Below are 14859 nucleotides of genomic sequence, written 5' to 3'. Positions count from 1 at the left end.
GGCTGAAAGCAAAGAAGAACAGTACCCATTCCAGGATACTGTTCTTCTCTATGTTGTCCGACCAGGGCTCGAACCTGGACTCTTCTGAACCAAAATCAGACGTGTTGCCAGTTACACCATCGGACAAACTACCGCACAACGCGGGGGTGGAAGCCCCCTTTGTCGTTTGGTGATGCAAAGATAGAGAGACGATTTTAAACTGCAAACATTTGCTGAAAAATTATTTCAGAATGTTAGTCTAAAATCTGCTCTAGCGCGGTGTCATAGTGCTTTTTGGCAACCGTTATTGCATGAAAGAGCTCCCCGTCAATGTGGCAGTCGTGGCGGGTAACGGTACCTAATTTTTTGAAATTCACAGACTTGTTTTGCAGCGACTTTTCAAACTCCGCCTGTTTTGCCGGCGAAACAGAAACCACAATGCGGCTCTGACTCTCGCCAAACAAGTACGCATCTTTCCTGAAATTTTTATCGGTTTCTACATCAAAGCCCAGTTCGTTTGGCATAGCAGACTCTAGCAGCGCAATGTATAAACCGCCGTCGGCCACGTCATGCGCCGAACGAACCAGTTTCTGCTCGATTACGTCTTTCACCGCCGCCTGCACGTTCAACTCTGTCTCCAGGTCGAAGTATGGAGCAGGGGAGAGCTTTACATTGTGGTAAGCGTACAAGTACTCAGAGGAGGCAATGTCGTTCTGCGCATCACCCAGCAGATAGATCAGGTCGCCGGCTTCCTGAAAAGCAAGTGTCATCTGGTTCTCTTTCTTCTCCATGATGCCCAGCATACCAATAGTAGGTGTCGGGAATACGGGACCTTCGTCAGAAGACTGGTTGTAGAAGCTGACGTTGCCACCTGTTACCGGCGTACCCAGCGCTTCGCAGGCCTTTTTCATACCTTTGATGGCGCCAACGAACTGCCAGTATACCTCGGGCACGTAGGGGTTGCCAAAGTTAAGGCAGTTGGTAATAGCTACAGGCTCGCCGCCGGTGCACACAATGTTGCGGGCAGCCTCAGCTACGGCAATGGCGCATCCCTGTTCGGGGTCGGCATGCACATAGCGACTGTTGCAGTCCACTGTCACCACAATCGATTTGTCGGTACCTTTTACTTTTACTACGGCCGCATCGGCAGGGGCATTGGTGGTGGTAGTGGCTGTGCCTACCATCGAATCATACTGGCGGTACACCCAGCGCTTGGAGGCGATGTTGGGATGCGTAGCCAGAAACTCGGCCACTGCCTGGTAGTCTTCCGGCTCCTGTACCTGCGTTATGCTAAATTTCTGGGCCTCTGCAAAATAGGCAGGTTCACGGTACTCCCGGTGGTAAACGGGTGCGCCGCCGCCCAGTACCAGGTCTTCAGCAGGCACCTCGGCTACCAGTTCGCCATTCTGGTAATAGCGCAACTGTCCGCCTTCGGTTACGACACCAATCTGCTCGCAATACAGGTCCCACTTGTCGCAGATGTCCTTTATGGTCTGCTCTTCGCCTTTCTTCATCACGATCAGCATGCGCTCCTGGCTTTCGGAAAGCAGAATTTCAAACGGAACCATGTTGGCCTGGCGGGTAGGAACTTTATCCAGCCAGATGTCCATGCCATGTTCTCCTTTGGCACTCATTTCGGAGGTAGAGCAGGTGATGCCGGCGGCGCCCATGTCCTGCATACCGATCACAGCACCGGACTGTATGATTTCCAGCGAGGCTTCTAACAGAAGCTTTTCCTGGAAAGGGTCGCCTACCTGCACTGATGGCAGGTCATTCACCGAGTCTTCGGTAATATCTTTCGAGGCGAATGCTGCGCCATGGATGCCATCTTTGCCTGTGGCCGAGCCAACTATAAATACCGGGTTGCCTACGCCGTAAGACGTAGCAGAGGCTGTTTCGCCCACCTTTACGATGCCTGCAGAAAACGCATTGACCAGTGGGTTGATCGTGTAGCATTCGTCGAAAAAGAGTTCGCCGCCAACCGTAGGTATGCCAAAGGCATTGCCATAGTCGCCGATGCCTTTTACCACGCCGCGTAGCAGCCGCTGTGTTTTCTCAGAGCGCAGATTGCCGAAGCGCAAAGAGTTAAGCTGCGCGATCGGGCGGGCACCCATTGTGAAAATATCACGGTTTATACCTCCCACGCCGGTTGCAGCGCCCTGGTATGGCTCTATAGCTGAGGGGTGGTTGTGTGATTCTATTTTAAAGCTACAGGCATAGCCGTCGCCAATGTCTACCAGGCCGGCATTTTCTTCACCGGCTTCGGCCAGAATGCGGGGAGAACTCTTAGGAAGTTTCTTAAGCCAAACAATAGAGTTTTTGTAAGAACAGTGCTCCGACCACATCACTGAAAAGATGCTGAGCTCTGTAAAATTAGGGGTGCGACCTAAAATTTGTTTGATGCGTTCAAATTCCTCTTCCAGAAGGCCGAGCTTCTGGGCGGTTTCTATGGTAGTGAGTTGTTGTTCCACTTTTAGTCTGGCTTTTGTAACGGATAAGCAAAAGTAGGCATTTCTGTTTTAAGGTGCAGCCAAAGCTGTTGTTTTTACCACGGCAAAGTATGGCTAGGGCTGCTGTGGAAAACTTTAGAGGTTTTTATCCTCATAGTCTGTCACTTGCCTATAGTTTATGCGTAAAGAATTGTCCACAGTTTATTTTTATTATGCCAGTTACAACAGTCAATCCCGATTTAGTAACCACCACGTGTGGCCGCCAGTTAGATTTGAGTACAACAGAGTTAGTCATGGAGCGGTCAAACAGCTTGTTCAGCTATAACATACATAAGCTAAAGTCCGGTGAGTATGTAATAGCGGAGAAGTTTTACGCTAACCCCTTCAACAACCGCTACATCCTGCTGAACGACCAGCAGATAGAAATGCTGAGCCACTTGTAGAGAAACAGGTGCCCGATAGCTTTGATGTTCAGTAGAATAAGGTATATTTAGTGCTGAACTATAATCGCGTAGCTATGAGCTCCTTCTGTACACTTTTATTTGTTTCCCTCGCAAGTGTAGGTATTATCTTCTCCAGTATGCCTAAGGCCCCTGTTCCGCTATTGCTAGCAGCTACCCACGTGGTTGCCCGCCAGGATACTACTGCTACAAGCTCAGGCAAAAAAAAGAGAAGACTTGCCAGAACAAAAGAAACAAGGAAGACGAAAGTCGTGTTGGCGCGGGATGTAGATAAAGCCACCCTCATGAAAAGAGGTGATCAGGGCAGCAGTGTGCAGGTTCAGATCACACGGCTTGGCTCACAGATTGGCTCGGTAGAAGACCTGCAACTGACCGGAAGCAGCGGTGCGACAATGACGAACGGAAGTTTTACAGGGTTTGATAATATTAATCTTCCTTTTGAAGGCAGCGTTCGGTTCAGGGCCGCAAACAAAATGAATTCCGCCGTTTACGACCGGGAAGTGAAATTTGTGGTTGAGGAGCCGGGAAAGTGGGTGCTCCGAATCGAAATCTAGCCATCTGAAAGGCCGCTTATACTATACATCGTATACCAGGCGAATTTTGAAAGGCAACCATAGTATACTTTCTTACCCCACATCCGACCTACAGGCGAAGCTTGCGCTGTTCCCATCTGCCTTGTGTGGCGGAATACAAGCTTTTAGTATGGCACTTTTAATATAGAAAGGGCCGTTTTGCGGTTTTCTTTCAGGCTGAGGCATTTAAAAGTTTTTAAAAGGTTGCATGGAATTCAGGAATTTATACCTTATTTTTGCACCCTGAAATAACTCCGTAACAATAGTTAATACATATAACAAAGTCAAATGGCGAATATTGGCAGAATTACCCAGGTTATCGGCCCGGTGGTGGACGTTAGCTTTGTGGGTGAAAACACGAAACTACCAAATATTTTAGATGCCCTTGAAGTGACGAAAGACAATGGCCAGAAGATCATTCTGGAGTGTCAGAATCACCTCGGCGAAGACCGCGTGCGTACCATTGCGATGGACTCTACGGAAGGCCTAACCCGCGGCGCACAGGTGCTCGATCTGGAAGGCCCGATTACCATGCCGACAGGCGAAGGTATCAAAGGACGCCTCTTCAATGTGATCGGCGAAGCCATTGACGGTATTCAGCAGCCAGTGAGCGCCGGCGGATTGCCGATTCACCGGTCAGCTCCCCGATTCGAAGATCTGGCTACTTCATCCGAAGTGCTTTATACAGGTATAAAAGTAATCGACCTCCTGGAGCCTTATGTGAAGGGCGGTAAAATTGGTCTTTTCGGTGGTGCCGGTGTAGGTAAAACTGTATTGATCATGGAGCTTATCAACAACATCGCGAAAGCTTATGCAGGTCTGTCTGTGTTTGCCGGTGTAGGTGAGCGTACGCGTGAAGGAAATGACCTGCTGCGTGAAATGATCGAGTCTGGCGTTATCAAGTATGGCGAAGAATTCGCCCACTCGATGGAGCAAGGCGGCTGGGATCTGGACAAAGTGGACATGACCGAGCTGGCAAAATCGCAGGCAACCCTCGTGTTTGGCCAGATGAACGAGCCACCAGGGGCACGTGCCCGTGTAGCCTTAGCTGGTCTTACAGTAGCGGAAAACTTCCGTGATGGTGACGGCTCTGGTGCTGGTCGTGATATCCTGTTTTTTATCGATAACATCTTCCGCTTTACGCAGGCAGGTTCTGAGGTGTCGGCCCTTTTGGGACGTATGCCATCAGCGGTAGGTTACCAGCCAACGCTGGCCACAGAGATGGGTGCCATGCAGGAGCGTATTACCTCTACCAAGCGCGGTTCCATTACCTCTGTGCAGGCCGTTTACGTACCTGCCGACGACTTGACGGACCCGGCTCCGGCAACAACGTTTGCTCACCTGGATGCCACTACCGTACTTTCCCGTAAAATCTCCGAGCTAGGTATTTACCCGGCCGTGGACCCGCTGGATTCTACTTCCCGCATCCTGTCAGCTGACGTGCTGGGCGACGAGCACTACAACACTGCACAGCGTGTGAAAGAGATCCTGCAGCGCTACAAAGAACTTCAGGACATCATCGCCATTCTGGGTATGGACGAACTTTCTGACGAGGACAAGCAGGTTGTACACCGCGCGCGCCGTGTACAGCGTTTCCTGTCGCAGCCGTTCCACGTGGCGGAGCAGTTCACTGGCCTGAAAGGCGTACTGGTAGACATCAAAGACACCATCCGCAGCTTCAACGAGATCATGGATGGTAAGTATGACTACCTGCCGGAATCTGCCTTTAACCTGGTAGGTACCATTGAAGATGCTGTTGCGAAAGGCGAGAAAATGCTGGCCGAAGCAAAATAGGTTTCTTAGTTAAAAGTTAAGAGTTAAAAGGCAAAAGTTGGTTTCCAATGGTGGCTTTTAACTCTTGACCTTGAACTCTTAACTATAAAAGATGTTTTTAGAGATCATCACACCTGATAAAAAAGTTTTCGCCGGAGAGGTGGAGGCAGCGCAGTTTCCGGGAGCCAATGGCTCTTTTGAAGTGCTGAACCTACACGCTCCGCTGATAAGTACCATGGAAAGAGGCCCCATCCGCCTGACAACCAGCAAAGGACTAGAGTTCTTTACAGTAGATGGTGGTGTGGTAGAAGTGCTGAACAACAAGATCATTGTACTTGCTGAGTCCGTGATCGAATAGCAGCCTTATCCCTAAGTATAAACAAGGCCTTCTGTTTCGCTGAAACAGAAGGCCTTGTTGTTTTAAGTCCTCTATAAACCTTCTGAGCCATTTTACAATCATGTACAATGGGATGCATACTTATTTAAGGTCCTCACCTAGTCCTGTATCGGATTTGCTCATCGTTATATCTTCTGCACAGCTGAGGGTACACCCAAAAACCTATTTATTGTCTCGCCAAGGTGACGCAGTATGAAACCAGCCGATGCTGCTTGATTATTTAAGCGAAAGCTTACTTTTATTCGCATCTTTATCATAATTAAGCTTTCTATTTAAAAGAGTAACGGACTGGTGCAGCCGACGTGCAAGGCGTAGCCGAAGCATGAAGCATACACGTGGTTGGCACTTAGTTATTTTTTCAGTAGGGCTATAACTAAAGCTATCAAAGCCACACCTAGAGCAACATATGAAGTTATATTATGAGCTTTATCAGCTAACGATTCAGGGCGACTACTGTATACTCTTCTATTTGCGGTTAACATAGCATATTCATTCATCCAGTTCTTTAGGAAGACAGGTAGCATTTTTCTTTCTTCTTCTGCTTCAACCTCTTCAAACATTACTTTAACCACCTGTTTATACGCACTGTCGTTCATTGTCGCACGTGCTGCAATAAGTTCTGAAGGATTCGGTAGAAATGGTATATTGTTGGACAACGGGTGCGAAAGGCTTCTGGAAAGACTGCTCATGTCCAGCAGCCGTAAGCCTTTTTCTGTTTTTTCGAATTTAGAATAAACAACCCATATACCTTCTGTCGGAGGTAAATAGCACTTATGCTTGTAAGAACCATACACAGTGTCTGAAAGGATTTCTCCTTTGAAGACGTCAATCACCCTCATGCTGTAGTTAAAGCCATCTGAAGTAAGAACCTCACCTAAGAAAATTAATTCATTCTTTCTAATTTCTTCCTGAACTATAGCAATGCTCCAAGTTGCCCATTTCTGACCAGGGCAACTGTTGGCGTGTGATGATAGGCTTATAAGTATACCGCCAACTGCTAATAAAAATATCTTTCTATAGTTCATAATTGGTGCCAACTAGAGTATAACAGGAGTTATTCCTGCTAACAGCTAATTGTAGCCAATAACCGGAACAGCTATTCTGGTTATCTGCATTATAGGTGGAGTTGCTTTGCCTTTGAGATAACCCGTGTACCTGCTGAGTACTAATACATAGCTGGTAGTAAATATAAGATAAATAACGGAATACCTTATCTTTAGGATATGAGGAGATCGATGCTGTTCTTGGAGCAGCTTACTAAAAGGTCTTGTGCCATTCAATTACAACTTTCCGGGTGCAAACATTCAGACTAGCCCTGCAGATTAAACGGCTGCACCATTTTACATCCCGCAAATACTCCTTAACTTCAGAACGAATTTATACTTGCTGACTATGCCGCACATTCATCCGAAGACCACACCTATTTACCAAACCTCCGTTTTTGCCTTTGAAGACCTGAACGAGCTGGAGTTATACTTTGCGCAACCCGGCCAGAGCTATATGTACACCCGCTACGGCAATCCCAATACCGATGAGCTGGCACAGGAGGTGAACAAACTGGAAGAAGGTGCAGGAGCGGTGGTAACTTCGTCAGGTATGTCGGCAATACTGGCAGCGATACTGGCGCTATGCAAAGCCGGAGACCATGTGCTGTATGCCGAAGAGATCTATGGCGGTTCCTCTTCGCTGCTGGTGAAGGAGCTTTCGCGGATGGGGCTGGAGGTAACGTCCGTGCCGTCTGCCGCTACGTATGCGCTGCAGCCTTATGTGCAATCCAATACTAAACTGTTTCTCGCCGAAACGATGAGCAACCCGCTGCTGCAGGTGTTGGATGTGCAGCATCTGGCACAGGAAACAAAGCAGCAAGGTATAAAGTTGGTCATTGATAATACGTTCGCTACGCCCATACTTACTAAACCCCTCCAATTGGGCGCTGATGTGGTAATCCATAGTGTAACCAAATACCTCTCCGGCCACAGCGATGTAACGGCCGGAGTCGTCGTGTGCCGGGAGCAGGAGGACCTGCAGCGGGTGCGGCAGGTGATGATGACTTATGGCCTGAACCTGAGTCCGTTTGAAGGATGGTTGGCAGCACGTGGGCTGAAAACGTTGCGCCTGCGCATGCGGCAGCACTGCAGCAATGCCCAGCACTTGGCCCTTTACCTGCAGCAACACCCGAAAGTAGAGGAGGTATGGTACCCCGGCTTAGCGTGCCATCCACAGCACGAACTGGCGAAAGCGCAGGGGCAGGGGAAGTTTGGCGGGATGCTGAGCTTTAGAATCAAAGATGATACGGCTACTGTCAATGCTTTTATGCAGGCGTTAAAGCAGATTCCGTTTGCGCCGTCGCTGGCAGGTGTCAGCACTTCTATTTCGTATCCGTTGGGTACCTCGCACCGTTCGCTGGCGCCGGAGCAGCAGCAGAAACTAGGTATAACAGCAGGCGTCATTCGCCTGTCGGTGGGTATAGAGGAACCCGAAGAGCTGATTGCTGATCTGGAGCAGGCGCTGGCGCATATTTAAGGTAGTGCCTAGCCCTGCGGGAGTTGCCGCAGGAGCGCTTTGATTACTTTGTCTAGTTCTTCTTCGGTGAGGCTGCTGCTGCTGGGCAGGCAAAGGCCGCGTGAAAACAGCCATTCGCTGAATCCATCGCCATAGTAAGGCGCCTCCTCGAAAAGTGGCTGCAAGTGGAGCGGCTTCCAGAGCGGCCGTACCTCTATGTTCTCTTCTTCCAAGGCCAGGCGTATACTTTCGGGGCTATACCCTTCGGGCAGCAGCACTGTGGTGAGCCAGCGATTGGAGAAGCAACCCTTCGGCTCCGGCAGAAAGACCAGCCCTTCTACTTGTTGGAGGCGTTCTTTGTAGTAAGTAAATACTTCGCGCCGCTGCTTTACGCGCTTTTCGAGCACCTCCAGCTGGCCGCGGCCAATGCCGGCACTCACGTTGCTGAGGCGGTAATTGTAACCTTGCTGTGAGTGCTGGTAAAATGGAGCCGGATCTTTGGCTTGCGTCGCCAGGAAATGTACCTGCGCAGCCAATGGCTCGCTTGCCGTTACCAGCGCACCGCCGCCCGAAGTCGTAATGATCTTGTTGCCGTTGAAAGAAAAAATACCTGCTGCGCCTAGCGTACCTACCTGGTGGCCACCATAGCGGGAGCCCAGTGCCTCCGCGGCATCTTCCACCACCGGAATACCAAACAAGGCTGCTACCTCCATAATCTCTTTCAGCTTGGCAGGCATGCCATATAAGTGCACCACCAGAATGCAACCAGGCTTATTGCCTGCTTTTATGCGGGCGGTAATTGCCTGTCGCAGCGCATCGGGGCACATGTTCCAGGTGTCGGGTTCACTATCTATAAACACCGGGGTGGCCCCCACATAGCGAATCGGGTTGGCAGTAGCTACAAAGGTAAAAGAGGAGCAAAATACATCGGTGCCAGGGCCGATACCCAACACACGCAATGCCAGGTGGATAGCGGCCGTACCGGCGTTCAGGGCAACGGCATGGCGGGCATTGGTATGCTGGCAGATGTCATGCTCAAAACCGGCTAGGTTTGGACCAGCCGTGCTCACCCAATTATCCTCCAGCGCTTTCAGTACATAATTTTTCTCATGGCCACCCATATGTGGCACCGACAAGAAAATACGTCCGGGTCTATAATTCATGTTGTTTGATGATTTTTGCTGGCACGCCTACGGCAGTGCTCCCAGCAGGTATGGCTGTAATAACTACGGCGCCCGCTCCTATAAAGCTGCCTGCACCTATGTGCAGGTTCTGGAGGACTGTAGCATTTGTTCCCATGTAAGTTCCTGCTCCAATCCGTGTACCTCCGGAAATATTGACACCTGGCATCAAGGCAACGTAATCCTCCAATATAGCATCATGCCCAATCGTACAGCTTAGGTTTACAAAAACATGGTGGCCCAATCGGATCGAAGTTGTCAAAATGGTACCCCGGCTGAGGATCACTCCTTCCCCAAGTTCTATTCGCTGGTAAGGTTTAAGCTGTACAGCGGGATGGATTAAAGTAGGAAAGCAAAGGTGCTGATTGCGTTGCAGCTTTTTTACGATGGTTGTTTTTATAACAGGACTTCCGATGCCAACTGCAATGGAAAGCGGATAATCTAGCTCAGCCAAATCAGCTACAGTCCCCAAACAAGTATAGTCATCAATCGGGTAGCCGGCCGGCAAGTTATCGTCATAGAAGCCGGTTACATTCCACTGCGGCATCACATCATTTATCTGATGGAGCAGCACCAGCACTTCGCGTCCTAATCCTCCGGCTCCCACAATGGCAATGTCTGTCATGCGGGTACGTTTGAGCCTGTAAACCGTGGCGCAGTGGCATGGCCGGCCATTTGGATGTCTTGGCGAAGCACCACGCGTTTAATGGTTTTAAGCAGTATAAAAGCATCCGTGCTGAACGAGATATGATCAACATACCACAGGTCGAGTCGGAACTTCTGCTCCCAACTGATGTTGTTGCGCCCGTGCACCTGCGCCCAGCCGGTAATGCCCGGCTTTAGAGAGTGACGCCGCGCCTGCTCAGGAGAATACAACGGCAGGTACTCCATCAGCAGCGGCCGCGGCCCCACCAGGCTCAGATCACCCCGAAGTACATTGTAGAATTGCGGGAGCTCATCAAGGGATAACTGTCGCAGCCACTTGCCAAATTCGGTCAGGCGCTGGTCATCGGGCAGGAGTTTCCCGGCGGGCGTACGGGTCTGCGCCATTGTTTGCAGCTTGTACAGGTAAAACGGCCGCCCATGCAGGCCCGGGCGCTGCTGCCGGAAAAGTATAGTACCTCCGTTGGATACATACACCCAGGGGCAGAGGCACAGCAGCAACGGCGCGCATACCAGCAGGGCTACGCCAGCCACTACCACATCCAACACCCGCTTGCCATACTGCTGATACATGTTATAATTTTTTATACTTGATTCCTGATCGGCTTAAACACCACAGTTTACGGATTTGTTCGCTTCTATGCAAATCTGCGTTTATACTTCAAAATGCGCACTTTTCGTAGCGGCAGCGTTGATTACCTATTTTGCCATTGCAAATCCGCCGAAGTATAGCATGCCGCTGAACAGACTTTTCCGTTCCTTTTTATAGCTTGCAGCACCAAAACGTATATTGCTTGCTTATGCTTGATTTTCCTAACGCCAAGCTGAACCTCGGCCTGTATGTAACAGCTAAACGCGCTGATGGCTTTCATGAACTACTGTCCTGCTTTTACCCGGTCATGTGGACGGACGCGTTGGAGATTCTGCCTGCCCATCAGCAACAATTCCATACAACAGGCTTGCCGGTGCCCGGTAACTGGCAGGAGAATTTATGTGTAAAAGCATACGAACTGCTCCGCCAGGATTTCAACTTGCCCCCGGTACAGATGCACCTGCACAAGGTGCTGCCAATGGGCGCCGGTCTGGGCGGTGGCTCGGCTGATGCGGCTTTTACCCTACGTAGTTTAAACAAGCTGTTTGACCTGCAACTGCCCGTAGAAGCGCTGGAGGAGTATGCCCGGCAGCTAGGCAGCGACTGCGCTTTTTTTATACAGAACAGACCGGTACTGGCCACCGCACGCGGCGATGTGTTTACGCCTGTTGCCCTGGACCTGAGTGGCTATACGTGCCTCATCGTTTACCCCGGCGTTCACATTACTACGGCAGAGGCGTATGGCAGCATCACGCCTAAAGCGCCCGCCTGCAACCTTAAAGCCCTTTTGAAAGAAGAAGTGGAAGTATGGCGGAACACACTGGAGAACGACTTTGAGAAAGCGCTGTTTCCCAAATACCCGGAGCTGCCCCGGATAAAGGAGCAGCTGTATAATTCCGGCGCCTCCTATGCCGCCATGACGGGCTCCGGCTCTGCCATTTACGGGTTGTTTAAAGGCGAAGTGCCGGCAGAACTAGTTTTCCCCGATCACTACCTTATCTGGAAAGGCCTGCTTTAGCTTTTTACGGCGTTCTGCATATGCGTCGAGTACCGGATAGATGAACACGCTCAGCAGGATGATCGCTGCCCCGATATAAAAATCATGCGACACCTGCTTGTTCTCTTTAAAGATCAGGAAGGCTAGGAGGATGCCGTAAACCGGCTCCAGGTTCACCGTCAGGTTTATCGTATAGGCCGAAATGCGCTGCATCAGCCGCACCGAAGCTGTATAGGCATACACCGTACAAGCCAGCGAAAGCACCAGCACCCATACCCAATCCAGGGCTGTGAGGCTGAAGTTCAGCTGCCCGCCTGCGGCAAACCACTCGCTGTAAAATGGGAAGAACAGCAGCGTAGCGAGGCAGGCACCGCCCATTTCGTAGCAGGTAATGGTGGTAGGCGGTATCTTTTTTGCCAGCCGAGAGTTGATGATCGTAAATACAGAAGCAAGTATGGCCGAGCCGACTGCCATGGCAATGCCCTGGATGTGCTGCAGGTTTGTTTCGTTTTTAAAGATGATGTACAGGCCCAGAATAATGAGCAGGGCCAGCAGAATCTCATGCGGCTTTACTTTCGTCTTGCTTACCAGCGGCTCCAGCAGGGAGGTCCAGAGGCTGCAGGTGGCCATACCTACCAAACAGATAGATACAGACGCAATGCGCGCAGAGGCAAAGAACAGAATCCAATGCGCCGCAATCAGAAAGCCGACGCCCGTGATCCGAAGAGCTGTTTTGCGCCCCATCCAGAATGGAGTACCGCGTTTGTAAATGATGAGCCCGAGTGCCGCCGCCGCAATAAAGGTGCGGATGGCAACCAGTTCCACTGCCGGAATACTGATGAGCTTGCCCAGAATGGCGGTGAAGCCCCACAGGAAAATAATGAAGTGCAGCTCCAGAAAATCTTTGAGACGAGGCATAGCTTAGCGCGGAACGTACCGGTATAACAAAAGGCCGATTCCGGTGAAGATGGTAGAGGGAATCCAGGCGGCATACTTGGGGTCTATGTCGCCTACCTGCGCCAGGCTTCGGCTGGTGATAACAAAAATAATAAAGATGAAGGCTAGGAAAAAGCCCAGCGCGATCTGAAAACCAACGCCGCCACGGGCCTTGCGCGCGCTCAGGATCACGCCGATAATGGTGAGAATAATGATGGCAAAAGGATAGCTGTAGCGCTCATACTTCTCGATCAGGTAGGTTTCCGTGTCCTCGGCGCCACGGTCTATCTTTTCCTTGATGTAGCGGTTCAGTTCAGGTAAGGTCATAGTTTGCTCCAGCCGGTAAGTGCTCTCAAAGTCTTTGGGCAGCAGGTTGAGCGTGGTATCTAAGGCAGCACCCTTGTACAGCGTTTCTTTTTCGCCGTTGAATGTACGCAGGGTATAACTGTCTACGTGCCACTTCTTTTTCTCGGCATCCCAGGTAATGTTGTTAGAGGTGAGTTTGCGCTCCAGCTTAGTGCCTTCAATCTTCTCCAGGGCAAAATTATAGCCCACATTCGCCGTATTGTTATAGCTCTCCATGTACACGTATGTTTCCGGCGCCACCTTTATGTGGATGTTGCGGCTGTCATACGTAAAAGGGTTCTTGACATACTTGATCTGGAAGTCTACTGTTTTTTTGTTGGAGTTCGGGATCACCCAACCAATCAACCCAAAAATTACCACAGCTATGATGCTGGAGCCCATCAGGTAGGGCACCAGAAAGCGCCGGAAACTCACGCCACTGCTTAGTATTGCTACAATTTCGGTGTGCGAGGCGAGGTTGGCCGTAACAAAAACGGTAGCAATGAACACTGTGATCGGGCTAAGCATATTAGCCCAGTAGGGGAACAGGTTTAGGTAATACACCAATATCTCCGACACCGCTACATGGTGCTCAATAAAGTCGTCGTTCTTCTCCGTAAAGTCGATCACGCAGATAATGGCAACCAGTATCAGCACCACAAACACGTACGTGGAGAGGAACTTCTTGAGGATATACTTATCGAGCAGCTTCAACTTGAGTTTGGAAGTTAAAAGGTTAGAGAGTTAAAGAGTTAGAAAGTTAAAAGTTAAAGATTAGAAAGTTTAACTCTCAAACTCTTTAACTCCACAACGCTCTAACTCTACAAACGCGTCATCAATTTCTGTACCATCACATCTTTCCAGGTGCGGAAAGTTCCGTTTAGGATTTGCTGGCGCGCCTGCTTCACCAGCCACAGGTAAAAGGTAAGGTTGTGCACGCTCGCAATTTGCCCGGCCAGGTACTCGCCGCTGTGGATGAGGTGGCGCAGGTACGCTTTGCTGTAAAACGTGCTCGCGTAGCCGCCCAGTTCCGCATCGATCGGGCTGAAATCATCGGCCCATTTTTTATTTTTGATATTGATGATGCCTTGCGTAGTAAACAACATACCGTTCCGGGCATTACGCGTCGGCAGCACACAGTCAAACATATCCACGCCCAAGGCAATGTTTTCCAAGATGTTGGCTGGCGTGCCCACACCCATCAGGTAACGCGGCTTGTCGGCAGGTAGTATGCCACACACCAGGTCCGTCATTTCATACATCATCTCAGCCGGTTCACCTACCGACAAACCGCCAATGGCATTGCCCTCGCGACCAAAGCTGGCAATTGTTTCTGCCGATTGCACCCGCAGGTCTTTGTAGGTGCTACCCTGCACGATCGGGAAGAGCGTTTGCGAATAGCCATACCTGGGTTCTGTGCTGTCGAAACGATCAACGCAGCGCTGCAGCCAACGGTGGGTGCGCTCCATTGAGTTTTTAGCGTAAGTATAATCGCAAGGGTAGGGGGTACACTCATCAAAAGCCATCACAATGTCGGCCCCAATGATGCGCTGTGTGTCCATCACGTTCTCCGGCGTGAAATCCAGTGCCGAGCCGTCGATGTGCGAGCGGAATTTTACGCCTTCTTCTTTGATCTTTCGGGTGCCCGCCAGCGAGAAAACCTGGTAGCCGCCGCTGTCGGTGAGGATGGGCCGGTCCCAGCCGTTAAACTTGTGCAAGCCGCCTGCCTGCTCCAGCACCTGCAGGCCCGGGCGCAAGTATAAATGGTAGGTGTTGCCCAGGATAATCTCGGCTTTCACATCCTCTTTCAACTCGCGCTGGTGCACTGCTTTTACAGTGCCGGCGGTGCCCACCGGCATAAAGATCGGCGTTTCGATGGCGCCGTGGTCGGTTTGCACCACGCCGGCGCGTGCTTTGGATTGCGTATCTGTGGCTACTAAGGAAAACTGCATGGTAGTATAATGGCCGGCAAGCGTGCAAAACTAATTTCGCGGCAGCCAGCGGGCCTAAA

14 protein-coding genes and 1 tRNA gene are annotated in these 14859 nt (G+C 50.5%); 6 read left to right on the top strand and 9 right to left on the bottom strand.

Going from position 1 to position 14859, the window contains the following annotated elements:
- Positions 1–53 precede the first annotated feature (53 nt).
- Positions 54–126, bottom strand: a tRNA-Gln gene (locus tag ABDW72_RS09430).
- 107 nt (positions 127–233) lie between these two features.
- Positions 234–2450, bottom strand: coding sequence for a phosphoribosylformylglycinamidine synthase subunit PurL (purL, locus tag ABDW72_RS09425; RefSeq protein WP_347158294.1), 2217 nt, complete (start codon positions 2448–2450; stop codon positions 234–236).
- A 272-nt stretch (positions 2451–2722) separates the two neighbouring features.
- Between purL and ABDW72_RS09420 the strand changes: the two genes are divergently transcribed.
- The 4 genes from ABDW72_RS09420 (at position 2723) to atpC (ending at position 5593) form a co-directional block, all read left to right on the top strand.
- A complete protein-coding gene (locus ABDW72_RS09420; RefSeq protein WP_347158293.1) occupies positions 2723–2872 on the top strand; it encodes a hypothetical protein in 150 nt (49 codons plus the stop codon).
- Positions 2873–3174: 302 nt separating this feature from the next.
- Positions 3175–3444 (top strand): hypothetical protein, encoded by a 270-nt coding sequence (locus ABDW72_RS09415; RefSeq protein WP_347158292.1) that lies wholly within the window; start codon positions 3175–3177, stop codon positions 3442–3444.
- 306 nt (positions 3445–3750) lie between these two features.
- Positions 3751–5256 (top strand): F0F1 ATP synthase subunit beta, encoded by a 1506-nt coding sequence (gene atpD / locus ABDW72_RS09410; RefSeq protein ID WP_347158291.1) that lies wholly within the window; start codon positions 3751–3753, stop codon positions 5254–5256.
- Between the two features lie 91 nt (positions 5257–5347).
- Positions 5348–5593 carry an ATP synthase F1 subunit epsilon gene (gene atpC, locus ABDW72_RS09405; protein WP_347158290.1) on the top strand — a complete coding sequence of 82 codons (246 nt, stop codon included), beginning with the start codon at positions 5348–5350 and terminating at the stop codon, positions 5591–5593.
- A gap of 389 nt (positions 5594–5982) precedes the next feature.
- On the opposite strand, the gene ABDW72_RS09400 is transcribed toward atpC, so the two are convergent.
- On the bottom strand, positions 5983–6657 hold the full coding sequence (locus tag ABDW72_RS09400; protein ID WP_347158289.1) for a hypothetical protein: 675 nt from the start codon (positions 6655–6657) through the stop codon (positions 5983–5985).
- A 367-nt stretch (positions 6658–7024) separates the two neighbouring features.
- Between ABDW72_RS09400 and ABDW72_RS09395 the strand changes: the two genes are divergently transcribed.
- Positions 7025–8155, top strand: a complete 1131-nt coding sequence (locus ABDW72_RS09395; protein ID WP_347158288.1) for a trans-sulfuration enzyme family protein — start codon at positions 7025–7027, stop codon at positions 8153–8155.
- An 8-nt stretch (positions 8156–8163) separates the two neighbouring features.
- Here the strand turns inward: ABDW72_RS09395 and ABDW72_RS09390 are convergent, their stop codons facing one another.
- The 3 genes from ABDW72_RS09390 to ABDW72_RS09380 are packed head-to-tail and all read right to left on the bottom strand — an operon-like array spanning position 8164 to position 10551.
- Entirely contained in the window at positions 8164–9297 is a 1134-nt protein-coding gene (locus ABDW72_RS09390) for a DegT/DnrJ/EryC1/StrS family aminotransferase (protein WP_347158287.1), read from the bottom strand.
- Positions 9287–9940, bottom strand: coding sequence for an acetyltransferase (locus ABDW72_RS09385; RefSeq protein WP_347158286.1), 654 nt, complete (start codon positions 9938–9940; stop codon positions 9287–9289). The genes ABDW72_RS09390 and ABDW72_RS09385 overlap by 11 nt, the downstream gene beginning before the upstream one ends.
- The gene (locus tag ABDW72_RS09380; protein WP_347158285.1) at positions 9937–10551 is read right to left on the bottom strand and encodes a sugar transferase; all 615 of its coding nucleotides are present in this window, start codon (positions 10549–10551) and stop codon (positions 9937–9939) included. The genes ABDW72_RS09385 and ABDW72_RS09380 overlap by 4 nt, the downstream gene beginning before the upstream one ends.
- Positions 10552–10778: 227 nt before the next feature.
- Here ABDW72_RS09380 and ispE point away from each other — a divergent pair, with 227 nt between their 5' ends.
- Positions 10779–11588 (top strand): 4-(cytidine 5'-diphospho)-2-C-methyl-D-erythritol kinase, encoded by an 810-nt coding sequence (gene ispE / locus ABDW72_RS09375; protein WP_347158284.1) that lies wholly within the window; start codon positions 10779–10781, stop codon positions 11586–11588.
- Here the strand turns inward: ispE and ABDW72_RS09370 are convergent.
- The 3 genes from ABDW72_RS09370 to tgt all read right to left on the bottom strand — a co-directional run bounded on the left by ABDW72_RS09370 (position 11544) and on the right by tgt (position 14800).
- Positions 11544–12485: a DMT family transporter gene (locus ABDW72_RS09370; protein ID WP_347158283.1), complete on the bottom strand. Its 942-nt coding sequence runs from the start codon at positions 12483–12485 to the stop codon at positions 11544–11546. The genes ispE and ABDW72_RS09370 overlap by 45 nt on opposite strands.
- A 3-nt stretch (positions 12486–12488) precedes the next feature.
- Positions 12489–13562 carry an LptF/LptG family permease gene (locus ABDW72_RS09365; protein WP_347158282.1) on the bottom strand — a complete coding sequence of 358 codons (1074 nt, stop codon included), beginning with the start codon at positions 13560–13562 and terminating at the stop codon, positions 12489–12491.
- A gap of 107 nt (positions 13563–13669) precedes the next feature.
- Positions 13670–14800: a tRNA guanosine(34) transglycosylase Tgt gene (gene tgt / locus ABDW72_RS09360; protein WP_347158281.1), complete on the bottom strand. Its 1131-nt coding sequence runs from the start codon at positions 14798–14800 to the stop codon at positions 13670–13672.
- Between the last annotated feature and the right edge of the window lie 59 nt (positions 14801–14859).

The organism is Pontibacter chitinilyticus, from assembly GCF_039748935.1.
GTDB lineage: Bacteria > Bacteroidota > Bacteroidia > Cytophagales > Hymenobacteraceae > Pontibacter > Pontibacter chitinilyticus.
This window is presented reverse-complemented; position numbering and strand designations above follow the sequence as displayed.